General features: G+C 58.9%; 23 protein-coding genes and 1 pseudogene. 12 read left to right on the top strand and 12 right to left on the bottom strand.

Annotation, left to right across the window (positions count from 1 at the left end):
• Positions 1-12: 12 nt before the first annotated feature.
• Positions 13-597 carry a lipoprotein insertase outer membrane protein LolB gene (gene lolB / locus GWQ22_RS09015; protein WP_275930088.1) on the bottom strand — a complete coding sequence of 195 codons (585 nt, stop codon included), beginning with the start codon at positions 595-597 and terminating at the stop codon, positions 13-15.
• A gap of 121 nt (positions 598-718) precedes the next feature.
• On the opposite strand from lolB, the gene hemA reads away from it, so the two are divergent.
• The 6 genes from hemA (at position 719) to kdsA (ending at position 6,311) form a co-directional block, all read left to right on the top strand.
• Positions 719-1,975: a glutamyl-tRNA reductase gene (hemA, locus tag GWQ22_RS09010; RefSeq protein ID WP_042037519.1), complete on the top strand. Its 1,257-nt coding sequence runs from the start codon at positions 719-721 to the stop codon at positions 1,973-1,975.
• Between the two features lie 53 nt (positions 1,976-2,028).
• A complete protein-coding gene (gene prfA / locus GWQ22_RS09005) occupies positions 2,029-3,117 on the top strand; it encodes a peptide chain release factor 1 (RefSeq protein WP_042037517.1) in 1,089 nt (362 codons plus the stop codon).
• A gap of 49 nt (positions 3,118-3,166) precedes the next feature.
• Positions 3,167-4,021 (top strand): peptide chain release factor N(5)-glutamine methyltransferase, encoded by an 855-nt coding sequence (gene prmC, locus GWQ22_RS09000; RefSeq protein WP_275930115.1) that lies wholly within the window; start codon positions 3,167-3,169, stop codon positions 4,019-4,021.
• Between the two features lie 45 nt (positions 4,022-4,066).
• Complete coding sequence (locus GWQ22_RS08995; RefSeq protein WP_042037515.1) at positions 4,067-4,450, top strand: SirB2 family protein; 384 nt, start codon at positions 4,067-4,069, stop codon at positions 4,448-4,450.
• An 11-nt stretch (positions 4,451-4,461) separates the two neighbouring features.
• Positions 4,462-5,262, top strand: coding sequence for a tetratricopeptide repeat protein (locus tag GWQ22_RS08990; RefSeq protein WP_275930087.1), 801 nt, complete (start codon positions 4,462-4,464; stop codon positions 5,260-5,262).
• A 194-nt stretch (positions 5,263-5,456) separates the two neighbouring features.
• Positions 5,457-6,311: a 3-deoxy-8-phosphooctulonate synthase gene (gene kdsA, locus GWQ22_RS08985; protein ID WP_042037513.1), complete on the top strand. Its 855-nt coding sequence runs from the start codon at positions 5,457-5,459 to the stop codon at positions 6,309-6,311.
• Positions 6,312-6,381: 70 nt separating this feature from the next.
• On the opposite strand, the gene grcA is transcribed toward kdsA, so the two are convergent.
• A complete protein-coding gene (grcA, locus tag GWQ22_RS08980; RefSeq protein ID WP_275930086.1) occupies positions 6,382-6,762 on the bottom strand; it encodes an autonomous glycyl radical cofactor GrcA in 381 nt (126 codons plus the stop codon).
• Positions 6,763-7,480: 718 nt separating this feature from the next.
• On the opposite strand from grcA, the gene ung reads away from it, so the two are divergent.
• Positions 7,481-8,149, top strand: coding sequence for a uracil-DNA glycosylase (ung, locus tag GWQ22_RS08975; RefSeq protein ID WP_212513087.1), 669 nt, complete (start codon positions 7,481-7,483; stop codon positions 8,147-8,149).
• Positions 8,150-8,328: 179 nt separating this feature from the next.
• A complete protein-coding gene (locus tag GWQ22_RS08970) occupies positions 8,329-8,877 on the top strand; it encodes a hemerythrin domain-containing protein (RefSeq protein WP_275930085.1) in 549 nt (182 codons plus the stop codon).
• A gap of 49 nt (positions 8,878-8,926) precedes the next feature.
• Here GWQ22_RS08970 and GWQ22_RS08965 read toward each other — a convergent pair whose 3' ends face one another.
• On the bottom strand, positions 8,927-9,109 hold the full coding sequence (locus GWQ22_RS08965; protein WP_042037507.1) for a DUF3545 family protein: 183 nt from the start codon (positions 9,107-9,109) through the stop codon (positions 8,927-8,929).
• 160 nt (positions 9,110-9,269) lie between these two features.
• On the bottom strand, positions 9,270-10,220 hold the full coding sequence (tal, locus tag GWQ22_RS08960; RefSeq protein WP_212512939.1) for a transaldolase: 951 nt from the start codon (positions 10,218-10,220) through the stop codon (positions 9,270-9,272).
• A 722-nt stretch (positions 10,221-10,942) separates the two neighbouring features.
• Between tal and GWQ22_RS08955 the strand changes: the two genes are divergently transcribed.
• Positions 10,943-12,385, top strand: a complete 1,443-nt coding sequence (locus GWQ22_RS08955) for a sodium:alanine symporter family protein (protein WP_275930084.1) — start codon at positions 10,943-10,945, stop codon at positions 12,383-12,385.
• 167 nt (positions 12,386-12,552) lie between these two features.
• On the opposite strand, the pseudogene GWQ22_RS21870 reads toward GWQ22_RS08955, so the two are convergent.
• Positions 12,553-12,705: pseudogene (locus tag GWQ22_RS21870) on the bottom strand (AAA family ATPase); the annotation flags it as partial.
• A gap of 199 nt (positions 12,706-12,904) precedes the next feature.
• Here GWQ22_RS21870 and ampC point away from each other — a divergent pair.
• Complete coding sequence (gene ampC, locus GWQ22_RS08945) at positions 12,905-14,053, top strand: FOX/MOX family class C beta-lactamase (protein ID WP_275930083.1); 1,149 nt, start codon at positions 12,905-12,907, stop codon at positions 14,051-14,053.
• Between the two features lie 156 nt (positions 14,054-14,209).
• Here ampC and ruvX read toward each other — a convergent pair whose 3' ends face one another.
• From ruvX to metK, 7 genes are all read right to left on the bottom strand, one after another.
• Complete coding sequence (gene ruvX, locus GWQ22_RS08940; protein WP_042037503.1) at positions 14,210-14,632, bottom strand: Holliday junction resolvase RuvX; 423 nt, start codon at positions 14,630-14,632, stop codon at positions 14,210-14,212.
• Positions 14,633-14,678: 46 nt separating this feature from the next.
• Positions 14,679-15,233 carry a YqgE/AlgH family protein gene (locus GWQ22_RS08935; protein ID WP_042037546.1) on the bottom strand — a complete coding sequence of 185 codons (555 nt, stop codon included), beginning with the start codon at positions 15,231-15,233 and terminating at the stop codon, positions 14,679-14,681.
• 391 nt (positions 15,234-15,624) lie between these two features.
• Positions 15,625-16,578, bottom strand: a complete 954-nt coding sequence (gene gshB / locus GWQ22_RS08930) for a glutathione synthase (RefSeq protein WP_275930082.1) — start codon at positions 16,576-16,578, stop codon at positions 15,625-15,627.
• Between the two features lie 120 nt (positions 16,579-16,698).
• Positions 16,699-17,430, bottom strand: a complete 732-nt coding sequence (rsmE, locus tag GWQ22_RS08925) for a 16S rRNA (uracil(1498)-N(3))-methyltransferase (RefSeq protein WP_275930081.1) — start codon at positions 17,428-17,430, stop codon at positions 16,699-16,701.
• A gap of 127 nt (positions 17,431-17,557) precedes the next feature.
• Positions 17,558-18,241, bottom strand: coding sequence for an endonuclease (locus GWQ22_RS08920; RefSeq protein WP_275930080.1), 684 nt, complete (start codon positions 18,239-18,241; stop codon positions 17,558-17,560).
• A gap of 72 nt (positions 18,242-18,313) precedes the next feature.
• Complete coding sequence (locus tag GWQ22_RS08915) at positions 18,314-18,847, bottom strand: SprT family zinc-dependent metalloprotease (protein WP_275930079.1); 534 nt, start codon at positions 18,845-18,847, stop codon at positions 18,314-18,316.
• A 69-nt stretch (positions 18,848-18,916) separates the two neighbouring features.
• Positions 18,917-20,068 carry a methionine adenosyltransferase gene (gene metK / locus GWQ22_RS08910; RefSeq protein ID WP_042037498.1) on the bottom strand — a complete coding sequence of 384 codons (1,152 nt, stop codon included), beginning with the start codon at positions 20,066-20,068 and terminating at the stop codon, positions 18,917-18,919.
• 342 nt (positions 20,069-20,410) lie between these two features.
• On the opposite strand from metK, the gene tkt reads away from it, so the two are divergent.
• Together tkt and GWQ22_RS08900 are read left to right on the top strand one after the other, a co-directional pair.
• Positions 20,411-22,402: a transketolase gene (tkt, locus tag GWQ22_RS08905; protein ID WP_108536476.1), complete on the top strand. Its 1,992-nt coding sequence runs from the start codon at positions 20,411-20,413 to the stop codon at positions 22,400-22,402.
• A gap of 395 nt (positions 22,403-22,797) precedes the next feature.
• Complete coding sequence (locus GWQ22_RS08900; protein ID WP_084204666.1) at positions 22,798-23,196, top strand: hypothetical protein; 399 nt, start codon at positions 22,798-22,800, stop codon at positions 23,194-23,196.
• Positions 23,197-23,338: the final 142 nt, after the last annotated feature.

The following is a 23,338-nucleotide window of genomic DNA, read 5'->3' as shown; positions in this document are numbered from 1 at the left end:
CGATTGCAGCCATCAGTGAACGATCGTCCATTGGTTGATCTGCAATTTGAGGCGGCTGCCCTGGCCCTCCATGGTCAGCAGGTGTGGCAGGCGGTAGCCGTCCTGATCCCGGTAGTCGCCGTAGACGATCTGCCACTGGCCGTCACGCACGCTGGCCAGGCTGCTGTCGGGATTGAGTTCGAACTCGGCCTTGCCCGGCAGCCCCTTGATCCACTCCGGCAGTCCCTGCACCGGTATGTTCCAGCCGGTGAGTTGATAGACGAGTGCCTCGGCATCCTGGCTCTGGTGCCGCTTGCCCTCGTTGTCTATCAGGGTAATCTCGCCCTTGCTGCGGGAGAGCTCCAGTATGTGGGTGCCAACTATGCTGCTCAGGTTGAGGCGATAGTCGTCCCCATCCTGCCGCCAGTTGACCCGGGCGCTGCCCTTCTGCTGGGCCGTGATGATGGCCATTTTGCCCGACAGTTGCCAGTGGGTGAGCTGCTCGAGACGGGCCCGCTCTTGCTGCCAGTTGACCTGATCCCGCTGGGGTTGGATGGTGGCACAACCGGCCAGCGACAGCAGGCAGGCGAAGGTGAAAATACGCAATAACAAGGTCATGCTCCAGATATGGGGATTTGCCACAGTATACGGGGCGGCCGTATTGCTTTTAAAGCCTTACCCTTTCTCGTACAATTGACGACCTTTACTCCCAGCGCACAGATACGATCACCACCCACTCATGAGTTTGCTTGCCCTCGGAATTAACCACAACACCGCCAGTGTCGCCTTGCGGGAGCGGGTCGCGTTCGGCCCGGACTGCATCGATCGCGCCTTGCGTGAGCTGGTCACCCAACCCGGCGTAAGCGAGGCGGTGATCGTCTCGACCTGCAACCGCACCGAGCTTTACTGCAGCCTGGCACAGGGGCAGGGGGAGCAGGTACTGCACTGGCTGCAACGTTTCCATGGTCTGGACGCGGCCGACGTGGTGTCAGCCATCTACCTGCACTGGGACGAAGAGGCCGTGCGTCACCTGATGCGGGTAGCCTGCGGCCTGGATTCCCTGGTGCTGGGCGAGCCGCAGATCCTGGGGCAGATCAAGCAATCCTATGCCCATGCCCAGCAGTCCGAGGCGGTGAAGGGGTCGCTGGAACGCCTGTTTCAGAAATCCTTCTCCGTGGCCAAGCGCGTGCGCACGGACACCGAGATAGGCGCCAGCGCCGTGTCGGTGGCCTTTGCCGCCGTCAGCCTGGGTCGGCGCATCTTCTCTGATCTCTCCCAAACCAAGGTGCTGCTGGTCGGTGCTGGCGAAACCATAGAACTGGTCGCCCGTCATCTGCGCGAGCAAAACGTCACCCAGATGATGGTGGCGAACCGCACCCTGCAGCGTGCCCAGCTGCTGGCCGAGGAGTTTGATGCCAGGGTGATGACCCTGGAAGAGATCCCGGATTATCTGCACGAGGCGGACATCGTCATCAGCTCGACTGCCAGCCCGCTGCCCATCATCGGCAAGGGCATGGTGGAACGCGCCCTCAAGGCCCGTCGCTTCAAACCCATGTTCCTGGTGGATATCGCCGTGCCACGGGATATCGAGGCCGAGGTGGACGAGCTCTCCGATGCCTACCTCTACACGGTTGATGACCTGCAGGGCATCATCGAGCAGAACCTGGAAACCCGCAAACGGGCCGCCGCCGAGGCGGAGCTCATCGTGCAGGAAGAGCGCGATGAGTTCATGGGCTGGTATCGCAGTCAGCATTCGGTGGATCTCATCCGCGATTATCGTCATCAGGCCCAGCAGGTGGCTGATGAGGAGTTGCAGCGCGCCTTGCTGGCCCTGCAACAAGGTGAGAATGCCGAACAGGCCCTCAAGGCCATGGCGCATCGCCTCACCAACAAGTTGATCCACGCACCGACCCAGGCCCTGCGCCAGGCGGCGGCCCAGGGAGATCACCATCAGCTCTCCCGCCTGCGTCAGGTGCTGGGATTGTCACCAGAGTAATTGTTCGGGGTGGCCGACTGGCGGCCCCTTCCTCCATCGAGAAAACAAGATTTATGAATCCGTCACTGATCAGAAAGCTGGAAGGCCTCATCGAGCGCCACGAAGAAGTACAGGCCATGCTCGGCGAGCCAGGGGTGGCCTCGGATCAGGATCGCTACCGCGCCCTGACCCGTGAATATGCCCAGCTGGAAGATATCGTTCACGCCTTCCAGCACTTTCGCCAGGCCGAAGAGAACCTGGAGGCCACCAAGCTGATGCTGGAAGAGGATGATGCCGACCTGCGCGAGATGGCGCAGGAGGAGTTGCCGCTGGCCAAGAGCACGCTGGAGGAGCAGGAGCAGGCGCTGCAGGTGATGCTGCTGCCCCGGGATCCCAAGGATGACAACAACTGTTACCTCGAGATCCGGGCCGGTGCAGGCGGTGACGAGGCGGCCATCTTTGCCGGTGACCTGTTTCGCATGTATTCGCGCTACGCCGAGCGTCAGGGCTGGCGCATCTCCATCGTCAGCTGCAACGACGGCGAGCACGGTGGCTACAAGGAGGTGATCGCCAAGGTAGACGGCGAGCACGTCTATGGCCGTCTCAAGTTTGAATCCGGCGGCCACAGGGTGCAGCGGGTGCCCGAGACCGAATCCCAGGGCAGGGTACACACCTCCGCCTGTACCGTCGCCGTGCTGCCGGAAGTGCCGGAAGCCGAGCAGATCGAGATCAATGCGAACGACCTGAAGATAGATACCTTCCGCGCCTCCGGGGCGGGTGGCCAGCACGTCAACAAGACGGATTCCGCCATCCGCATCACCCACCTGCCGACGGGTCTGGTGGTGGAGTGCCAGGACGAGCGCTCCCAGCACAAGAACCGCGCCAAGGCGATGTCTGTGCTCTCCGCCCGCCTGCAGGCGGCCGAGGATGAGCGCCACCGCGCCGCCGAGCAGAGCACCCGTCGCAACCTGGTGGGTTCCGGTGATCGCTCCGAGCGTATCCGCACCTACAACTACCCGCAGGGTCGCCTCTCTGAACACCGCATCAATCTCACCCTCTATCGCCTCGGCGAGATCATGGAGGGGGATCTGGACTGCATCATCAGCCCCATGATCCAGGAGTATCAGGCCGATCAGCTCGCCTCCCTGGCCGAGAACAGCTGATGCAGCCCGTGTGTGCAGATATCGCCGTCACGGCGCTGGTGCGCCGCTGATGCAGATCCAGCAGGCCCGCGCCCACATAATGGCAACTCTGGCCGGGGGCGACTCTCCCCGCGCCGACGCCGATGTGCTGCTCTGCCATCTGCTTGGTTGCCGACGCAGCTATCTGATGACCTGGCCGGAGCGCACCCTCGATGCCGCCCAGCAGGCGACCCTGCAGGGTTGGCTGAGCCGTCGTCTCAATGGCGAGCCCATCGCTCACCTGGTGGGTGAGCGGGAGTTCTGGTCACTGCCGCTCAAGGTGAGCCCGGCCACCCTGATCCCGCGCCCCGACACCGAGGTGCTGGTGGAGCAGGCGCTGGCGCGGTTGCCCCCAAGGCCTGCTTCGCCGCATCAGGCGCCTTGCGCCTTGCTGGATCTGGGTACAGGCACAGGTGCCATTGCATTGGCGCTCAAGTCAGAGCGGCCGGATGCTGATGTATGGGCGGTGGATCGCATGCCGGAGGCGGCCGCACTGGCACGCGCCAACAGCGCCGCGCTGGGGTTACCCATCGAGGTGCGGGGCGGCAGCTGGTTTGAGCCACTCTCGGGCGCGCCGCGCTTCGAGATGATAGTCTCCAACCCGCCCTACATCGACGGTGCCGATCCCCACCTGGCTGAGGGGGATGTGCGTTTCGAACCCCGCTCTGCTCTGGTGGCGGACGAGCAGGGGCTGGCAGATATCCGCCTGATAGTGGCCGGTGCGCCGGCCCATCTTTGCCCGGGCGGCTGGCTCTTGCTGGAGCATGGCTGGCAACAGGGTGAGGCGGTGCGTCAACTCCTGCTGCAGTGCGGCTACAGCCAGGTGGAAACCGTGCGCGATTACGGTGATAACGAGCGGGTGACCCTGGGGCGCCTGGCTCGGTGATGATGACGGGCGGGCCCGCGGCCTGCCCCTGTTCAAGGATATGTTATGTATGTTGTTCTCAAACATCTGCACCTGGTGCTGATCGCCTCGGCCGTGCTGATGTTTATGCTGCGTTTTTACTGGGTTCAGAAGGGGACGGGTGGTGCCTATAGCAGCCGGGTCCTGCAACTGAGCGGCTGGTTGAATGGGCTGGTGGTGCTCTCCGGCGTGCTGCTGTGCATGGTGCTGGATCTCAATCCGCTCAACAACGGCACCCCCTGGCTCAGCGAGAAGCTGACGGCCATCCTGGTGGTGGCATTTTTGGCCATGATGGCGCTGCGACTGGCCCGCAATAACGGTATCCGCTGGTTTGCCTTCCTCGGCGCCATCGGTTGGCTCTTCTTTATCGCCAAACTGGCCGTATACAAGCAGGCCAGTCTGTTCGGTTAAGGGTGATGACGATGATACGCGTAGACGAATGGACCGATTTCGAAGCCCACGATATTGCCGAGCTGGCGCTGTCGGTGAGCGACGAGATCCATAGTATCAGCGGTCGTGGCGAGGCCGAGCTGGCCCGCCTCGATGCCTGGCTGGACGAGACGATCGACGAGGGCAATTGCGACGAGGTGCGCCGTCAGCTGCTGCAGGGCTTCTACCAGAGCATGGGTTTTCACGGTGACTGGCAGGATTACTTCTCCGCTGCCAATTGCGATCTGGCTCAGGTGCTCGCCCGCAAGCAGGGCATTCCGGTCAGCCTCGGCATCCTCATCATACAGCTGGGCCGCAAGCTCGGGCTGGATGTGGAGGGGATCTGCTTCCCCGGTCACTTCCTGGTGAGCTTCGCTGGAAGCGAAGGCGAGGTCTATGTAGACCCCTTCACCGGCGACGAGCTGAGCCTGCACCGTATCGAATTGCTGCTGCGCGGCGCCCTCGGCAATCTGGCTACCCTGACCGCCGAACACCTGCAGCCCTCGGGCCAGTGGGAGATCATCGAGCGGCTGCTCAACGTCAGCAAGGGTGCCCTGCTGCGGGAAGATCGCATGACAGAAGCGCTGCGCTGCAGCGAACTGCTGCTGCGCATGAAGCCTGGCGATCCGCTGGAAACGCGGGATCGGGGCTTCATCTACGAGCAGCTCGACTGTCCACGCTTCGCCGCCGACGATTTTGAATACTTTATTGAACAATGTCCGGACGATCCGGTGGCCGATGTGCTCAAGGTACAACTGGCCGCGCTGGATCTTAGCCCCAAGCCGCTCCATTAAGGATGCCCGGGAGCTGCCACAGAACAATATCAGTGCCGGTGTGCCCAAGGCGCAACGGACTAACAGGGATTCAAGCCCCGGGCCCCTTCACTCAAGGATGCCCGGGAGCTGCAACAGAAGAGTATCAAGGTCGGTGTACCCAAGGTGCAACGGACTAATTTGGATTCAAGCCCTTTCACTTAAGGATGCCTGAGATGGAACAGAAGAATATCAAGATCAATGACATCGATGTAGCCAACGACAAACCGTTCGTGCTGTTCGGTGGCATGAACGTGCTGGAATCCCGCGACATGGCGATGGCGGTGTGCGAGAAGTACGTGGAAGTGACCAGCAAGTTGGGCATCCCGTTCGTGTTCAAGGCGAGCTGGGACAAGGCCAATCGCTCCTCCATCCACTCCTACCGCGGCCCGGGTCTGGAAGAGGGGATGAAGATCTTCCAGGAGCTCAAGGCAACCTTCGGTATGCCGGTCATCTCGGATCTGCATGAGGTTCATCAGGCCAAGCCGGTGGCCGAAGTGGTTGACGTCATCCAGCTGCCCGCCTTCCTGGCGCGCCAGACCGATCTGGTGGAGGCCATGGCCCGTACCGGCAACGTCATCAACATCAAGAAACCGCAGTTCCTGAGCCCAAGTCAGATGAAGAACATCACCGACAAGTTTGAGGAGTGCGGCAACGACCAGCTTATTCTCTGTGAGCGCGGCGCCAACTTCGGTTATGACAACCTGGTGGTGGACATGCTGGGCCTGGGGGTGATGAAGAAGAGCACAGGCGGCTATCCGGTGATCTTCGATGTGACCCACTCGTTACAGTGCCGCGATCCGCTGGGGGCTGCCTCGGGGGGTCGTCGGGATCAGGTGACCGAGTTGGCCCGTGCTGGCATGGCGGTCGGCCTGGCCGGTCTGTTCATCGAGTCACACCCGGATCCGAAAGTGGCCCGTTGTGATGGCCCGAGTGCCCTGCCACTGGAGAAGCTGGAAGGTTTCCTCAAGCAGATGAAAGCCATTGACGATCTGATCAAGGGCTTTGAGCCGCTCGATACCTCAGCCTGATTGGCCAGAGAGCAGGTATGAAAAAACCTCCCATCGGGAGGTTTTTTCATTAGTCGATACCGGGAGCGAATTACAGGCTCTGGGTAAAGGTACGGGTGACCACGTCACGCTGCTGCTCCGGGGTCAGTGCGTTGAAGCGCACGGCATAGCCAGAAACTCGTATGGTCAGTTGCGGGTACTTCTCCGGATTGGCGATGGCGTCTTCCAGGGTTTCGCGGCGCAGCACGTTGACGTTCAGGTGCTGACCACCTTCCACGTCAGGTTCGGCTTGAACTGGCAGTTCACGGTATTCGAACTGACCCAGGTCAGAGACACTGACTTCCTGATCGGCGGCGAAGGTGTCGCCTTTGGCGCAGATGCAACGAGCCTGTTGCTTCTCTTCGTCCAGCAGCCAGAAAGAGTTCAGCAGCGCGGTGTTGGTGGACTGGGTGATTTGGATGCCCTTGATCATGGTATGACTCCTCATAGGAAAGCGGATTCAACTGTAAGGAGATTACCCTGATGTATTTAAACCACCGGGATGATTTAAAGGGCCCTTGCCTTACACCTTTACTTTGTTGGGTCATATATATCACGATGGTAATAATACGAAAATTGATCCAAATCAAAAAATGCGCAACTTGTACCTGTGTGTTGGGTTTAAATTATTGAGATTAATCAAAAATAGGTCATTTTTATGATTATATAAGATATCCAAATTATGCATCTTTTATTAATTAAATCTAGTAATTTAACTACATCTTATGGCTATTTCAGCCTGTGACAGTGCTGGCCCAGCCCGCTTCACCGGCAGAGTGTCGTGGCTCTGTGCCAGATGTCCGTCGTCCGGCAACCCCGGTGCTCGTCTCCTCCATAAAGGCAGCGAGGGTGCTCAGAGGAAGGCGCTGTCCCCGCCTAGGCACGCGTGGCGAAGAGAGCCGGTTCGGCGTCCCGCATTTTCTGCCGCTCTCGATGAGGAGGCATCATGTCCGTCACGACCCGCTGTATGGGGCTCAGCTGATGGCGATGCGGTTGCGTCTTGCGGTCTGCCCCCCTATCCTGAACCCCTTGCCGCATTAATTGAGGATACTGGGGTGCAGACTTGGACAGATGTACTGGATTCGGAGAAAGAGGAGAAAGGGAAAGGACTGCAGGGGTCTGATCCTGCCGCATTGATGGAGGGGGCTGGGGTGCCGAGCTGGACAGATGTGATTGGCTCTGAAAAAGAGCAGGACTATTTCAAGGCGACCCTGGCGACCGTCAGGAGTGAGCGGGAAGCGGGCAAGCTGATCTACCCGCCTGCGACCGAGGTGTTCAACGCCTTCAAGCTGACCGAGCTGGATCGGGTCAAGGTAGTGATCCTGGGTCAGGATCCTTATCACGGCCCGAACCAGGCCCATGGCCTCTGTTTCTCCGTGCTGCCCGGCGTGCGCACGCCTCCCTCGCTGGTCAACATCTACAAGGAGATGCAGCGGGATCTGCCAGGTTTTGTCACACCCAATCACGGTTTTCTGGAGTCCTGGGCCCGGCAGGGCGTGCTGTTGCTCAATACGGTGCTGACGGTGCAGGCGGGCATGGCCCACTCTCACGCCCATCTGGGCTGGGAAACCTTCACCGACAGGGTCATAGAGCAGATCAATGCCAGCTGTCAGGGGGTTGTCTTCCTGCTGTGGGGAGCGCATGCCCAGAAGAAAGGCCGTTTCATCGACCGGCAGTGCCATCACGTGCTGAGTGCCCCTCATCCCAGCCCGCTCTCCGCCCATCGCGGCTTCATCGGTTGCGGCCATTTCTCCGAAACCAACCGTCTGCTGACCGAGCAGGGGATGAGCCCCATCAACTGGCATTCGGTCTGCGAATAGAGGACACCGAGTGGCCATGACTGTCGCCGGGTATCGAGCCAGGATGGCAGGAGCCGGGGGCTAGCATTGTGCGTCACTTGGCACTTTGTCTGCAGATGACTTGATTGAGTGCAAAGTTAGCGTGATAAATGACCGTATACTGGAGGCAGGATCGTCTCATTTCAGCGCAAGGAGTGCCCATGCTAGCCAGTCTGCACAAGGATCATCTCAACATCTCCAGGTTGCTGGCGCTGCTCAAACACAAGCTCGCCGTCATTCGCAATGAACAGCCGGTCAGCTACTTCCTGCTTCGGGACGTGGTGGATTATTTGCGGGAGGTCTCGGACAAGTACCACCATCCGAAAGAGGAGATGATCTACGACTACTACCTGAAATACCGGGTGGTGGAAGGCGAGGTTGCCAACCGGTTGCAGGAAGAGCACGCCAGATTGCTGGATGCCGGTGCCGAGCTCAAGGAGATGGTGGAGATGATACTGATGGATGCCGTCATCCCGCTGGATCAGTTCACCGCAAGGCTGGAGCAGTTTGTGGCGCTGCAAGAGGCGCACATCAACTATGAAGAGGGAGTCATCTTCCCCCATCTGCGTGATTCGCTGACCGAGGATGATTGGCGTCACCTGGAGCAGATCTGGCATAACCGGGCCATAGGGGATCCCCTGTTTGGCGCCGAGATCAGTCAGCACTTCCAGGCGCTGGCCAAACGCCTGTCGTTGCCACTCTCCTTCTGACCGTCACAAGCTACTAAAAACAGCGCCCCGGGTAACCGGGGCGCTGTTTTTACAGTTCGATCTCTTCCGAGAGACCTTCGTAGGCGATGTCGATGGATTGCAGCTCCTTCTGCAGGCGATGCTTGTCTTTCAACGCCTCAATCTCACGCCATTTACGTTTCTTTCCCGTTGTTCCGCGGCTACGTGAACCGAGCTCAACCACATCGTCATAATCGAAGTTGAACATATCCATGGCTCCCTCCTTGGTTATTCTCGTTCTCATCACCCGTATAACATAACGCTATTAAAATTAAAACGTTTTCGTGACGAACTCATGACAGGGGATCCAGCGCCCATAAAAAAACCGGACTCCCTTGCGGGAGCCCGGTTTTTGTCTGCTCTTGCTGCCCGGATTAGAGGCGGCTGGCCAGCATGGTTTCCAGCTTGCCCTGGTCGACGGCGAACATGCGGATCCCTTCGCCCAGCTTCTCGACGGCCATGGCGTCCTGGTTCAGTTCCCAGCGGAATTCGGCTTCGGTCATCGGAGTTGGCTTCGGCAGACGCTCGCCTGTGTAGTTCAGCTTGCGCACCACGGCGCCTTCGGTCTTGCTCAGCTCTTCCAGCAGGGCCGGGCCTATGGTCAGGCGGTCACAGCCAGCCAGTTCCAGGATCTCGCCGGTGTTGCGGAAGCTGGCACCCATGACCACAGTCTGGTAGTCGTGCTGCTTGTAGTAGTCGTAAATGGCGGTGACGGAGACCACGCCCGGATCTTCGCTCGGGGTGTAGTCACGGTTGTGCTTGGCCTTGTACCAGTCGAGGATGCGACCCACGAACGGGGAGATCAGGAAGGCGCCGGCTTCGGCACAGGCACGGGCCTGAGCGAAGGAGAACAGCAGGGTCAGGTTGCACTGGATACCCTCTTTCTCCAGCACCTCGGCGGCACGGATCCCTTCCCAGGTAGAGGCCAGCTTGATCAGGATGCGATCGTTGCTGATGCCAGCTTCGTTGTAGAGGCGGATCAGTTTGCGGGCCTTGGCGATGCTGGCGTCGGTATCAAAGGAGAGGCGGGCGTCCACTTCGGTGGAGATGCGGCCCGGAACTATCTTCAGCACTTCCAGACCGATGTTGACTGCCAGCTTGTCGCCCGCGTCGATGATTTGCTGTGCCTTGTCCTGGCTCTGGGATTTGGCCCAGTTGATGGCGTCTTCGATCAGTGCCGCGTATTCGGGGATCTCGGATGCCTTCAACACCAGGGAGGGGTTGGTGGTGGCATCGATGGGCTGGTAGCGCTTGATGGCTTCGATATCACCGGTATCGGCGACAACTGTGGTCAGGGCTTTCAGTTGGGTTAATTTATCGGCCATAGCAAATATCATCTCTTAATGAGGGAGGGATCCCTGGGTTGCGGGCGTGAGACGACAGTTCTGAAATAAAATTACAAAATCCCGGCGGCTCAGGCTCAGAAAAGCACGATGGGTGAGGCCCATCGCCATTGCCTGCCTAATTAATACGGATGTGGCGCATCCTGCAATAGGGGGGCTTGTATGCTTATCATCCAGTCGCCGGCAATGCGGAGAAGAAGGGGGTAAAAGTGATTGATAAAAAACGACTTTTATCCATTTTCTGCAAATGGATTTATCTCCCGATAAAAACAACTTTTTTGGTTGATTATCGGTTTTGTGTTCTCGGTCACATAAATTGTGTGGTTAGCTACTTGAAATTTTATTACGTGTAAAACGTTTGGCAAAACGGGGCCATTTTGAAATCCATTTCAGGTAAACGCTTGCGATCGTGGTTTGCTTCCCTGTGAACACATCTACCTCTATGTAGATAACTGTCAGGGTGTGCTCTTTTGGGGCTAATTTGTCAGCTGATTGATTGGATTCCAAGTTTTGTTGAAAATTTGCGTGTTAAATGAAGCGTTATTGTGGCGGACAGCTCGTTTTTGTTTTCTCAGTGATCGCGATCACTATTCTGAACTCCCTCGCTATGCTAGATTCCGCCCCTTTAGTGAACCGCTAATTCAGACACCGACAGCAAGGGGCCAGCGCAGACTGGCCATGGACGTGATAACAACGAGAGAAATATGGACACTTTGATCGCAATGCTAAACGACCTGATGTGGGGAGCCGTGCTCATCTACCTGCTCATCGGGGTCGGCATCTTCTTTACCTTTCGCCTGGGTTTTATCCAGGTCCGCCATTTCGGCCACATGTTCTCCGTGTTGCGCAATAGTCGCAAATCGGACAAAGCCGGTATCTCCTCCTTTCAAGCCCTCTGTACCAGCCTTGCCGCCCGCGTCGGTACCGGCAATCTGGCCGGTGTGGCCGTGGCCATTTACCTCGGTGGCCCGGGTGCCATCTTCTGGATGTGGCTGATTGCCTTCATCGGCATGGCGACGTCCTTCGTGGAGAGCACCCTGGCCCAGCTCTACAAGGTGAAAGACGAGGACGGCAACTACCGTGGTGGCCCCGCCTACTACATGGAGCGGGGCCTCGGCATGCGCTGGATGGGGGTGGTATTCGCCCTCTGCCTGCTGCTGGCATTCGGCCTGGTGTTCAATGCGGTGCAGGCCAACTCCATCAGCCTGGCGATGAATGTGGCGTTTGGCATTCCTGACTGGGCTACCGGCTTGGCGCTGGTGGTGCTCTCCGGCCTTATCATCTTCGGCGGCATTCGTGGTATCGCCCGTTTCGCCGAACTGGTGGTGCCCTTCATGGCGCTGGCCTACATCCTGATGGCGCTGTTCGTGGTGGCGATGAACATCACCGAACTGCCAGGGGTGTTTACATTGATCATCAAGTCTGCCTTCGGCATCGAGCAGGCGGGTTCCGGCGCCATGGGTTATGCCATCTCCCAGGCGATGATCAACGGCATCAAGCGCGGTCTATTCTCAAACGAAGCCGGTATGGGCTCAGCCCCCAACGCCGCCGCGACCGCGACCCCCTATCCGCCGCACCCGGCCTCGCAAGGCTATGTGCAGATGCTGGGGGTGTTCCTCGACACCATCGTCATCTGTACCTGTACCGCGGCCATCATACTGATGTCCGGCCAGTTTGAACCTGGCTCCGGCATCACAGGAGTCGAGCTGACCCAGCGGGCGCTCTCCTCCCAGATAGGTGGCGGTGGTAGCATCTTCATCGCGACGGCCATCTTCTTCTTCGGCTTTACCTCCATAGTGGCGAACTACTCCTACGCCGAAACTAACCTGGTGTTTCTGGAGCACAACCACAAGGGCGGTCTGATGCTGTTCCGGATGTTCGTGCTGGGCATGGTAATGTTTGGTGCAATGGGTGAGTTGCCGATCGTGTGGGCCATGGCGGATGTCTCCATGGGGTTGATGGCTATCGTCAATCTGGTGGCCATAGTGCTGCTCTCCGGCGTGGCCATCAAGCTGGCCAAGGACTACAACGACCAGCTCAAGCTGGGCAAATTGCCCACCTTCGATGCTAACAAGTATCCCGAGATCCGCAGCCAGCTGGAAGAGGGGATCTGGGACAATCCCCCCCAGAGCAGCAAGCAGGCCTGAGCTTGGTGCTAGCTGTTGTCTGATGAACAAGGGGAGCCACAGGCTCCCCTTTTGCTTGCGCGGGATCTTGATTGGCGGTCGGCGCTATCGCTGTCCATCCCCTCTCGCGGCAGGTCTGGCGCAACCGTCGCTGCAGTTGCTGCCAGACCCGCTGCCGTTGTCTCGGGGAGAGGGGGGCTGGCGCGATTGATCTCGTCCGCCAGCACTACCTGGGTAAAGACGGGGCCGGAGTGAAAGCGAAATTGCTGCTGGTGGGGGCCAAAGATCTGCAACCCCAGCAGGTCGGCTGGCAGCAGTCGTGCTATGTGCTCTTGTCTCCTTTCGCCCCTACAGCTTATACGTCAGCGGTGGAGGAGTATCGAATGGGCAAGCCATTGAGCAGGGTCATTTTTGGGGCAACTTCACACAGACTTCACTCTGGCTCACAGTGGGCACATGGAGCTCATCTAGGCTTGCGCACGGATTGACTGTGCCAGCCATGGGGTTGGCGTTACCTACATTCATCATGAGACTCATAAAATGGAAAAAGCTACAACCCGGTCGCTGCTGGTACTGAGTGCCCTGCTGCTCTCCCCCTTATCCCATGCAAAAGAAGCCGAGCCCCTGGCGGCCGTGGTGGATGGGGCCATCCGGCCTTTGCTCAAGGAGCACAGGGTTCCGGGCATGGCGGTCGCCGTGCTCAAAGAAGGCAAGGCGCATTACTTTAACTACGGGGTAGCGGATCGGGAGAGCGGTACTCGCGTAAGCGAGCAGACCCTGTTCGAGATTGGTTCGGTCAGCAAGACACTGACCGCGACCCTTGGCGCCTATGCCGCGGTCAAGGGTGGTTTTCAGTTGGAGGACAAAGTGAGCCAGCATGCGCCCTGGCTGAAAGGCTCCGCCTTCGACGGCATCACCATGGCCGAACTCGCCACCTACAGTGCGGGCGGCCTGCCGTTGCAGTTTCCCGACGAGGTGGATTCCACCGACAAGATGCATGCCTACTATCGCCAGTGGACGCCAGCCTACCCGGCGGGTACCCATCGCCAGTACTCCAATCCCTGCATAGGCCTGTTTGGTCACCTGGCCGCGAATAGCCTGGGCCAGCCATTTGAGCAACTGATGAGCCAGACCCTGCTGCCCAAGCTGGGCTTGCATCACACCTATATCCAGGTGCCTGAGTCGGCCATGGCGAATTATGCCTACGGTTACTCGAAGGAAGACAAGCCCATCAGGGTCAATCCGGGCGTGCTGGCGGCCGAGGCTTATGGGATCAAGACCGGTTCTGCGGATCTGCTGAAGTTTGTCGAGGCGAACATGGGGTATCAGGGAGATGCCGAGGTAACAAGCGCGATCGCGCTGACCCACACTGGCTTCCATTCGGTGGGGGACATGACTCAGGGGCTGGGCTGGGAGAGCTACGCCTATCCGGTGACCGAGCAGACATTGCTGGCGGGCAACTCACCGGCGGTGAGCCTCAAGGCTAATCCGGTCACGCGCTTTGCGGTGCCCAAAGCGATGGGCGAGCAGCGGCTCTATAACAAGACGGGCTCGACCGGCGGCTTTGGGGCCTATGTGGCGTTCGTACCCGCCAGGGGGATAGGCATCGTCATGCTGGCCAATCGCAACTATCCCATCGAGGCCAGGGTCAAGGCGGCTCACGCCATCCTGAGCCAGCTGGCGTTGTGATGATCATGTCTGCCTGACGGGATGACTTCCTCTGGGGTAAATAATGAACGTTTGTCAATACGCCGGGTCACCCCGGCGTATTTTGTCATTGTAGTCACCGGCTATCATAGCGGCTGGTCGCGGCAAGGAGAGTGTTGCTAACCTTGTCGCGGGTGGCTAGCCGTACTGCTCTTCCATCCAGGCTTCCAGAATGAGCTGGGCGGAGACCCCATCCACGCTGCCTTTGTCGAGCGCCTTGTAGCCACCCCGTTCAAACAGGCGGGCGCGGGCATCCGTGGTGGTGAGCCGCTCGTCCTTGAACTCCACCTGTTTGCCAAAACGGCCGTGCAGACGGTTGCCGAATTTGCGGGCCCGTACCGTGATCTCCTGCTCAGTGCCATCCATGTTCAGTGGCAGGCCGACCACCAGCAGATCCGGTTGCCACTCCTTGAGCAGCTTCTCGACGTCGTCCCAGTTGGGAACTCCGTCGTTGGCCTTGATGGCGCGCAGGGGCTGGGCTGTGCCGGTGAGCTCCTGGCCGATGGCGACCCCTATGCTCTTGGTGCCGTAGTCAAAGCCCATGATACTGCGTGATGACATTGAATGTTTTCCTCAAAGCGCCTCGTAAAATACGTGGCAAACGGCATCAGCTGTGACCGATGTCGCTGGATAGATGAATGGGATTAACCCCTATGCTGGCAGCGGCTTGCTGCCAGCGCTGATGGATCGGGGTCTTGAAGACGAGATCCGGATTGGGCGGGATCACCAGCCAGGCGCCGTCCACCAGCTCCTGTTCCAGTTGACCTGCACTCCAGCCGGCGTAGCCGAGCGCCACCAGCCAGTGATCCGGGGCCTGCTCTGTGCCCAGGGTTTCCAGTATGTCCTTGGAAGTGGTGACCATGAGCTCATCCCCCACCTGCAGGGTGGAGTTGAACCCCGGGCGGAAGCTATGCAGCACGAAACCGCGATCGGCGTGTACCGGTCCTCCTTGTAGCACGGGCTGTTTGAGATCCGGGCTGGCCGGGGGGGCGAGCTTGAGCTGGGTCAGCATGGCGTCCAGTGACATGTCCACCGGGATGTTGACCACCAGCCCCATTGCACCCTCTTCGTTGTGTTCGCACAGGTAGACCAGCGAACGCTCGAAATAGGGATCGGAGAGGCTTGGCATGGCGAGCAGGAAATGATTTTGCAGTGTTTGCATATGGGCCAAATATTGCAAAGGTATTTGGGGCAATTATGGCAGCTCACTGTATCGGGCAAAACTGCTTTTTATCGCTTGCGCTCCTTTCCATCGACATTGTCAGGATGGAGAGAACGTCATGGAGGCTGTTTCGATCAGACAGACGCTGATCCTGGGGCCCCTGCTGGCACCTGTGCTGCGCAAGGACGAGCTGGGCGGGCTCACTCCCTCAGCGAGGTGAGCTGTCATTTTCGTGATCGTATCACCCAGATCAACGGCATGGCACAGGAGCAGAGCAAGGTGACGGTGGAACCGTTCTGCAGCTGAGGTAGCGTGCCCGTACGCTGGCGGGAAACAACAGAGGCGGCCTCGGGGCCGCCTCTGTTGTTATTGCCGTTTAGCTTCGGGTTATTCAGGCGTTCGCCAGCCGACGCTCGATGGCATCCATCAGCATGCCGGTGATGGAGACGTCAAAGGCGGCCTCGATCTCGCGGATGCAGGTCGGGCTGGTGACGTTAATCTCGGTCAACCGATCGCCGATGATGTCGAGCCCGACGAAGATGAGGCCCTTCTCTTTCAGGGTCGGGCCCACCGCGCGGGCGATGGCCCAGTCGGCTTCGCTCAAGGGACGAGCCTCACCACGGCCACCGGCTGCCAGGTTGCCACGGGTCTCCCCCTGCGCCGGAATGCGGGCCAGGCAGTAGGGAACCGGTTCGCCGTCCACCACCAGCACCCGCTTGTCGCCATCCTTGATGGCGGGCAGATAGGTCTGGGCCATGCAGTACTGGCTGCCATGTTCTGTCAGCGTCTCGATGATAACGCCGACGTTGGCGTCATCTTCCTTCATGCGGAAGATGGAGGCGCCACCCATGCCGTCCAGCGGTTTCAGGATCACATCCTTATGCTGGGCGTGGAAGGCGCGCAGCTTGTCGGCTCGGCGGGTCACCAGCGTGGTCGGAGTGTGCTCGGCAAACCAGGCAGTGTAGAGCTTCTCGTTGGCATCGCGCAGGCTCTGTGGCTTGTTGACGATGAGGCAGCCCTCATCCTCTGCCCGCTCCAGCATGTAGGTGGCGTAGATAAATTCGGTGTCAAACGGCGGATCCTTGCGCATCAGGATCACATCGAGGTTGGAGAGGGGCTGATCGACCACCTCGCCCAGCGTGTACCAGTCGGCATAGTCATATTTGACGGTGAGCGGGCGCATGGTACCAAAGGCGCGACCGGCTTCCATGTAGAGATCCTTCATCTCCAGATAGAAGAGCTCATAGCCGCGCTTTTGCGCCTCTTCGAGCATGGCGAAGCTGGAATCTTTCTTGATGTTGATGGCCGAAATCGGGTCCATCACTATGCCGAGTTTAATGGTCATCCGAATATCCTTCTTAATGGCTCGATTGGGTTGTAGGGTCGATTAGCGCAGCGTAATCGGCCGTTTGAGGCTGCCATCATTCGATGCCGCCATGCAGCTTATCGACACTGCCCTATGGTATTAAGCCAGATCGCCAAAGCGGCACTGCAGCGCCGTGATGGCGGTCAGAGCGGCCGTTTCGGTGCGTAGCACCCGCGGTCCCAGCAGCATCTCCTTGAAACCTTCCTGCACGGTACGGGCGATCTCGTCGCTCGACAAGCCCCCTTCCGGGCCAATCAGCAGGCGCACCCCGTGCGTCGGCGCTGGCAGTGTGCTGATGCTGTACTCGGCGCGCGGGTGCAGGTTGAGTTTGAGCTCTTGAGTCTCTTCTGCCAGCCAGGCTTCCAGCTCCATCGGCATGCGAACTTCGGGCACCAGGTTGCGACCGCACTGCTCGCAGGCGCTGATCACCACTTTCTGCCACTGCTCACGCTTCTTCTCCAGCCTGTCCGCCGGCAGCTTGACGCCGCAGCGCTCGGAGAAGAGCGGGGTGATGCAGGTGACGCCCAGCTCGACCGATTTCTGGATGGTGAAGTCCATCTTGTCGCCCCGGCTGATCACCTGGCCCAGATGGATGGCGAAAGGGGATTCCACCGATTGGGCGTCGCAGCGGTCGATGGTCACCTCCACCGACTTCTTGCCGACCAGGGCTATGGTGGCGGCATATTGATTGCCGTCGCCATTAAACAGCTCCAGCTGCTGTCCCGGCTGCATGCGCAGTACCCGGCCGATATGGTTGGCGCCATCTTCTGACAGGGCGAGGGTCTGGCCAACCTGCAGGGTGGCCGCTTCATAGATACGTGGAATGCGCATGGCTGATTGTCAGTCTCTTGCTTGGAAACGCTTCAATATCTTGGCGTGAGGCCCTGTTCAAGGCTCACTCGGCTATTGACGCGCCTCATGATGGGAGGGGGCGCTCCCCCTCCTTCGTCAAATGGGGTTATTGGCACTGCTTTTCAATGAAGGGATTGGTATTGCCCTGCAACTTGCCTATGCGGCGATTGCGTTCGCACTCCCAGCCATCGGCCGGGTACTGTCTGTCCCAAGCGTCGAACAGTTTACGCTGTTGCGCCGCGAGACGCAGCCCATACTGCTGGCTCATATAGAGGTAGGCGCGGGCGATCTGGCCCCGAACCGGCCCTTTGGGTGGCTGCACCCGACGATCCTTGAAATCCACCAGCATCTGGCACTGGCCGTACTGATCCGGGGTGCCGTTCCAGTCGGAGAAGCGGTAGTTGGCGCGATCACCGTTCACTTCGCCGATGGCGGGGAAGAGGTTGTGCATGTCCCCCTCCATCTGGTTGAACTCATCGCTCTTGCCACAGTTCTTGCGGCCACCCTGTTGCCAGCACTGCAGCTGGTGGCCGAACTCCCAGGCCGGCACCACGTGTTCCCACTCGATGCGGCTGGCGCGCTTTGCTTGCTTGCGTGGTTCATAGCCGCAGCTGGCCAGATCCGGGCTCATTTTCTTGCCCTGATACTCAATCTTGCAGCCGCAGTAGAAGGTGACGGGGTGATCCTGATAGAGGCGATTCAGATCCAGCTTGGCGGCGCGAAAGGTCTGGGCATGCAGGGGCAAACTGACCAGCAGGGCCAGGGCGAACGAAAACAGGGGACGAAACATGAAGATCCTTGGTAATGACGTGGTCGGATGAAGAGAGGGGCACCCTAGCACAGGGTTGCGACACAGGCTGGCTTACTCCGCAGGCACAGACTCCTGCTGTTCTCGCTCCAGCGGCTGCTTGCAGCGGCGACAGTGATAGCGGGCTTCACCGCGCATCACCTTGTTGTGGCGGCGCACCGAGAGCTGATGCTGTTGGCAGTGACAACGATAGGGCATGGTCGGCTGCGCCAGTACCGCCAGATCGAAGCTGTGGGTGGTTCTGGGTTCAAGGCCGAACACTTGCCGCATCATCGACTGCCACTGGGTGCCGTGAGGCAGCACCCGTGCCTTGCCGCGCCCTTCCCCCCACAGGGCATAGACCAGCAGATGGGCCACCTCGTGGGGCACCACCTCGGCCAGAAATGCCTGCTGGTTGGCCTGATAGAGGGCCGGGTTGAAGCGCAGCTCCCAGGTTTGCAGCCGTGCAGAGCCTGCCGCACGGCCCCGCATGTTGCAGTAGATCCGCGGGCGGGCAAAGGTGCGACCGAGGCGCGCCTCGGCCTGCACGAAACAGGCTTCTACGCGTTGTTGCAGCAGGGATGCAAGCTGGGCAGGGGTGGCAGACATCAATATCTCGTCAGGTAGCGGAAAAGCAAAAGGGGAGCCAGGCTCCCCTTTTATCACAACTGGCGACTGTTACAAGCCAGCAGCGGAGCGCAGCAGCTCGGCCTTGTCGGTCTGCTCCCACGGGAACTCTTCGCGACCGAAGTGACCGTAGGCGGCGGTAGCCTGGTAGATGGGGCGCTTCAGATCCAGCATCTCGATCAGGCCATACGGACGCAGTTCGAAGTGCTCGCGCACCAGCTTGACCAGCAGATCCTCGGCGACCTTGGCAGTACCGAAGGTTTCGACACTGATGGAGGTCGGCTCGGCCACGCCGATGGCGTAGGAGATCTGGATTTCACAACGATCGGCCAGACCGGCAGCGACTATGTTCTTGGCCACGTAGCGGGCGGCGTAGGCAGCGGAGCGGTCAACCTTGGACGGATCCTTGCCTGAGAAAGCGCCACCACCGTGACGGGCCATGCCGCCGTAGGTGTCAACGATGATCTTGCGACCGGTCAGACCGCAATCACCCATGGGGCCGCCGATAACGAAACGGCCGGTCGGGTTGATGAAGTATTTGGTGTCCTTGGTGACCCACTCTGCCGGCAGCACCGGCTTGATGATCTCTTCGCGTACCGCTTCAACCAGATCTTTGTGGCTGATGGATTCGCTGTGCTGGGTAGAGAGCACCACGGCATCCACACCCAGGATCTTGCCTGCGTCGTCGTAGGCGAAGGTCAGCTGGCTCTTGGCATCCGGACGCAGCCACGGCAGGGTGCCGTTTTTGCGTACTTCAGCCTGACGCTTCACCAGCAGGTGAGAGTAGGTGATGGGGGCGGGCATCAGCACGTCGGTTTCGTTAGTGGCGTAGCCGAACATCAGGCCCTGGTCACCGGCGCCCTGCTCCAGCGGATCGCGGCGGTCAACGCCCTGGTTGATATCGGGGGACTGTTTGCCGATGGCGTTCAGCACGGCGCAAGAGTCAGCGTCGAAGCCCATGTCGGAGTGGGTGTAGCCGATTTCACGTACGGTATCACGCACTATCTCTTCGATATCAACCCAGGCAGAGGTGGTTACTTCCCCGGCCACCATGACCATACCGGTCTTGACCAGGGTCTCGCAGGCTACACGGGCCTTGGTATCTTGCTTGAGGATGGCATCCAGTACCGCATCGGAGATCTGGTCCGCAATCTTGTCGGGATGGCCTTCGGAGACCGACTCGGAAGTAAACAGCTTTGCCATGATGGGATTCTCAGCTTGTCTGGGGTTATCGCCACAGCAATAACCGGGTGATGATAGGATGGTTGTAGAGGTATCTACATCTGGACGTCCATTTTAGTTAGCGCTCCCTTCGATTGCCAGCACTATTTTGGTTTTGCCGCGCGCTGGCCGAACAAGATACGTGCTTTACCCCATTTGGGGGGCGAGCCGTTTACAACTCAATCGTTTGCCCCGGTCAGAAAAGCGATTGAGCTCCCAAAGCCACTTTATTCGCCCAGATAATATTTGCACCGCACGCCCCCTGCTGGGACAATAACGCGCCTTAATCTTGGCCATCAAATGAAGCAATCGCAGGAGATACAGATGCCTTCTCGTAAAGAGCTTGCCAATGCCATTCGCGCATTGAGTATGGATGCCGTTCAAAAAGCCAACTCCGGTCACCCGGGCGCCCCCATGGGAATGGCAGATATCGCCGAAGTGCTGTGGCGTAGCCACCTCAGACATAACCCGAACAACCCCAAGTGGGCCGACCGCGACCGTTTCATTCTCTCCAACGGCCACGGCTCCATGCTGCTGTACTCCCTGCTGCACCTCTCCGGTTATGACCTCTCCATTGACGACCTGAAAAACTTCCGCCAACTGCACTCTCGCACCCCGGGTCACCCCGAGTACGGCTATGCACCGGGCGTGGAAACCACCACAGGTCCGTTGGGTCAGGGCATCACCAATGCCGTGGGCATGGCGATCGCCGAGAAGGCCATGGCCGAGCAGTTCAACCAGCCGGGTCACGACATCGTTGACCACTACACCTACGCCTTTATGGGCGACGGCTGCCTGATGGAAGGCATCTCCCACGAAGCGTGCTCCCTGGCAGGTACCCTGCAACTGGGCAAACTGATTGCGTTCTGGGATGACAACGGTATCTCCATCGACGGTCACGTTGAAGGCTGGTTCACCGACGACACCCCCAAGCGTTTTGAAGCCTACGGCTGGCACGTGATCCCGGCGGTTGACGGTCACAGCCCGGAAGCCATCAATGCCGCCATCGAAGCCGCCAAGGCCGAGACCGGCAAGCCGACCCTGATCTGCTGCCGCACCATCATCGGCTACGGTTCCCCGAACAAGTCCGGTTCTCACGACTGCCACGGCTCACCGCTGGGCAACGACGAGATCGCCGCAGCTCGCGCGTTCCTGAAGTGGGACCACGCACCGTTCGTTATCCCGGCCGACATCGCTGCCGAGTGGAACGGTCAGGAGAAGGGCACTGCGCTGGAAGCCGACTGGGCTGCCAAGTTCGCCGCCTATGAAGCCGCTCACCCGACCCTGGCTGCCGAATTCAAGCGCCGTACCGCAGGTGATCTGCCGGCCAACTGGGCTACCGAATCCGCCAAGATCATCGAAACTCTGCAAGCCAACCCGGCCAAGATCGCGACCCGTAAAGCGTCCCAGAACTCTCTGGAAGCGTTCGGTAAGCTGCTGCCGGAGTTCATGGGCGGTTCTGCGGATCTCGCACCGTCCAACCTGACCATGTGGTCCGGCTCCAAGTCCCTGACCAACGACGATGCCTCCGGCAACTACATCCACTACGGTGTACGCGAGTTCGGCATGTCCGCCATCATGAACGGTATCGCCCTGCACGGTGGTTTCATCCCCTACGGCGCCACCTTCCTGATGTTCATGGAGTACGCCCGTAACGCTCTGCGCATGGCCGCGCTGATGAAGCAGCGTGCCATCTTCGTTTACACCCACGACTCCATCGGTCTGGGTGAAGATGGCCCGACTCACCAGCCGGTTGAGCAGATCGCGTCCCTGCGTCTGACCCCGAACATGAGCACCTGGCGCCCGTGTGACCAGGTTGAATCCGCCATCGCCTGGAAGCACGCCATCGAGCGTACCGACGGCCCGACTGCGCTGATCTTCTCTCGTCAGAACCTGGCCCAGATGGACCGCAGCGCCCAGCAGCTGGCCGACACCGCCAAGGGTGGTTATGTGCTGAAGGATTGCGCTGGCAAGCCGGAACTCATCCTGATCGCCACCGGTTCCGAAGTGGAGCTGGCCGTTGCCGCCTATGAGCAGCTGACTGCCAAGGGCCGTGCCGTGCGCGTGGTCTCCCTGCCGGCGACCGACGTGTTCGATGCCCAGTCTGCCGAGTACAAAGAGTCCGTGCTGCCGTCTTCTGTCACCAAGCGTGTGGCCATCGAAGCGGGTATCGCTGATTACTGGTACAAGTACGTCGGTTTCGGCGGCAAGATCATCGGTATGACCACCTTCGGTGAGTCTGCACCGGCCGAGCTGCTGTTCAAGGAATTTGGCTTTACCGTGGAAAACGTGGTTGCGACCGCAGAGTCCCTGTAATAGCCCCTGTAGTTCCTGAACCTTGGGTCAGCGTGGCCCAATAGCCGGAACGATAAAACGCCCTCCATCGCAAGATGGGGGGCGTTTTTTATGGCCTTTGATGCTGCCAGAGTGATGTGTTTATCGACCTCGCTTTTTCTTTTTCATTTGCTGTTATTTGTAGCGCCATATGATACCCTCCTTGCTGCTGCCATTCCCAGCTCTCGATTGACGGCCCGCTGTTTCAGCGGGTCGTCATGGTATAAACCAAGCCAGCAATCACATTCTTGCCGCATCGTCTCTGGGTGATGGCATCAGCTCACAAGGATATTCGGAGGGAGCAGGATCCGCTCCCGGGTGAATGATCTTTAATTATAAAAATGTCATTTGATGTGTAATCAAGATGGAGTTTTCCTATGTCTTGTTCTATTTCTATCGATCCATCAGCAAAAAAACTGCGGGTCAACAAAGACAGTTATGACTTTGATAAAATATCTGATGTGCAAGTCAGGACGCTCTCGTGGAAAGATAAACTGCTCAATATGTTCATCATCGGTTTCATTGCCTCAAGCGTATTGTTTATCATTGTCCCGACGGATGAACATGGTCAGGTAATAACGTCAGTTCTCCCTGTGGTTGCATTTTTGATCGGTGCATGTATTGCTTTGTTTGTCAGTAGTAAATATGAATTTAGATTGGAGTTTAGATATTCAGATGAAGTCGGTGTACAGTGGTTCACCGCAGCCAAGGGACGCACAGTTGTTGATTATCAGATGTTCAAGACACGGGAAGTAGAACTTAAGCACTACCTTTAGCGAACACTGATGGCTCTGACTCTTATACACAAATATTGTGAACTGATTGGCACTTTTCCCGATTTCCAGGATCTGATCTCCTATGTGACTCCCGAACATGGTAACGATCATGCTAACTTTTGCTCTTCATCGTGCGGCCGAT

Origin of the sequence: Aeromonas sp. 1HA1 (genome assembly GCF_029237385.1) — a bacterium.
GTDB lineage: Bacteria > Pseudomonadota > Gammaproteobacteria > Enterobacterales > Aeromonadaceae > Aeromonas > Aeromonas popoffii.
Note: the sequence above shows the minus strand (reverse complement) of the source record. Positions and strands in the feature narration are given on the sequence as shown.

Excerpts from the sequence above, each read along its gene's own strand:
- rsmE (WP_275930081.1), bottom strand. The coding sequence starts at position 17,430 with ATGCGCATTCCACGTATCTATGAAGCGGCCACCCTGCAGGTTGGCCAG.
- ampC (WP_275930083.1), top strand. The coding sequence starts at position 12,905 with ATGGAAAAAGCTACAACCCGGTCGCTGCTGGTACTGAGTGCCCTGCTG.
- kdsA (WP_042037513.1), top strand. The coding sequence starts at position 5,457 with ATGGAACAGAAGAATATCAAGATCAATGACATCGATGTAGCCAACGAC.
- GWQ22_RS08990 (WP_275930087.1), top strand. The coding sequence starts at position 4,462 with ATGATACGCGTAGACGAATGGACCGATTTCGAAGCCCACGATATTGCC.
- GWQ22_RS08920 (WP_275930080.1), bottom strand. The coding sequence starts at position 18,241 with ATGTTTCGTCCCCTGTTTTCGTTCGCCCTGGCCCTGCTGGTCAGTTTG.
- GWQ22_RS08900 (WP_084204666.1), top strand. The coding sequence starts at position 22,798 with ATGTCTTGTTCTATTTCTATCGATCCATCAGCAAAAAAACTGCGGGTC.
- grcA (WP_275930086.1), bottom strand. The coding sequence starts at position 6,762 with ATGATCAAGGGCATCCAAATCACCCAGTCCACCAACACCGCGCTGCTG.
- GWQ22_RS08970 (WP_275930085.1), top strand. The coding sequence starts at position 8,329 with ATGCTAGCCAGTCTGCACAAGGATCATCTCAACATCTCCAGGTTGCTG.
- lolB (WP_275930088.1), bottom strand. The coding sequence starts at position 597 with ATGACCTTGTTATTGCGTATTTTCACCTTCGCCTGCCTGCTGTCGCTG.
- tal (WP_212512939.1), bottom strand. The coding sequence starts at position 10,220 with ATGGCCGATAAATTAACCCAACTGAAAGCCCTGACCACAGTTGTCGCC.
- GWQ22_RS08955 (WP_275930084.1), top strand. The coding sequence starts at position 10,943 with ATGGACACTTTGATCGCAATGCTAAACGACCTGATGTGGGGAGCCGTG.
- ruvX (WP_042037503.1), bottom strand. The coding sequence starts at position 14,632 with ATGTCATCACGCAGTATCATGGGCTTTGACTACGGCACCAAGAGCATA.
- tkt (WP_108536476.1), top strand. The coding sequence starts at position 20,411 with ATGCCTTCTCGTAAAGAGCTTGCCAATGCCATTCGCGCATTGAGTATG.
- gshB (WP_275930082.1), bottom strand. The coding sequence starts at position 16,578 with ATGACCATTAAACTCGGCATAGTGATGGACCCGATTTCGGCCATCAAC.
- GWQ22_RS08965 (WP_042037507.1), bottom strand. The coding sequence starts at position 9,109 with ATGGATATGTTCAACTTCGATTATGACGATGTGGTTGAGCTCGGTTCA.
- prfA (WP_042037517.1), top strand. The coding sequence starts at position 2,029 with ATGAATCCGTCACTGATCAGAAAGCTGGAAGGCCTCATCGAGCGCCAC.
- GWQ22_RS08995 (WP_042037515.1), top strand. The coding sequence starts at position 4,067 with ATGTATGTTGTTCTCAAACATCTGCACCTGGTGCTGATCGCCTCGGCC.
- hemA (WP_042037519.1), top strand. The coding sequence starts at position 719 with ATGAGTTTGCTTGCCCTCGGAATTAACCACAACACCGCCAGTGTCGCC.
- metK (WP_042037498.1), bottom strand. The coding sequence starts at position 20,068 with ATGGCAAAGCTGTTTACTTCCGAGTCGGTCTCCGAAGGCCATCCCGAC.
- GWQ22_RS08935 (WP_042037546.1), bottom strand. The coding sequence starts at position 15,233 with ATGCAAACACTGCAAAATCATTTCCTGCTCGCCATGCCAAGCCTCTCC.
- GWQ22_RS08915 (WP_275930079.1), bottom strand. The coding sequence starts at position 18,847 with ATGTCTGCCACCCCTGCCCAGCTTGCATCCCTGCTGCAACAACGCGTA.
- prmC (WP_275930115.1), top strand. The coding sequence starts at position 3,167 with ATGCAGATCCAGCAGGCCCGCGCCCACATAATGGCAACTCTGGCCGGG.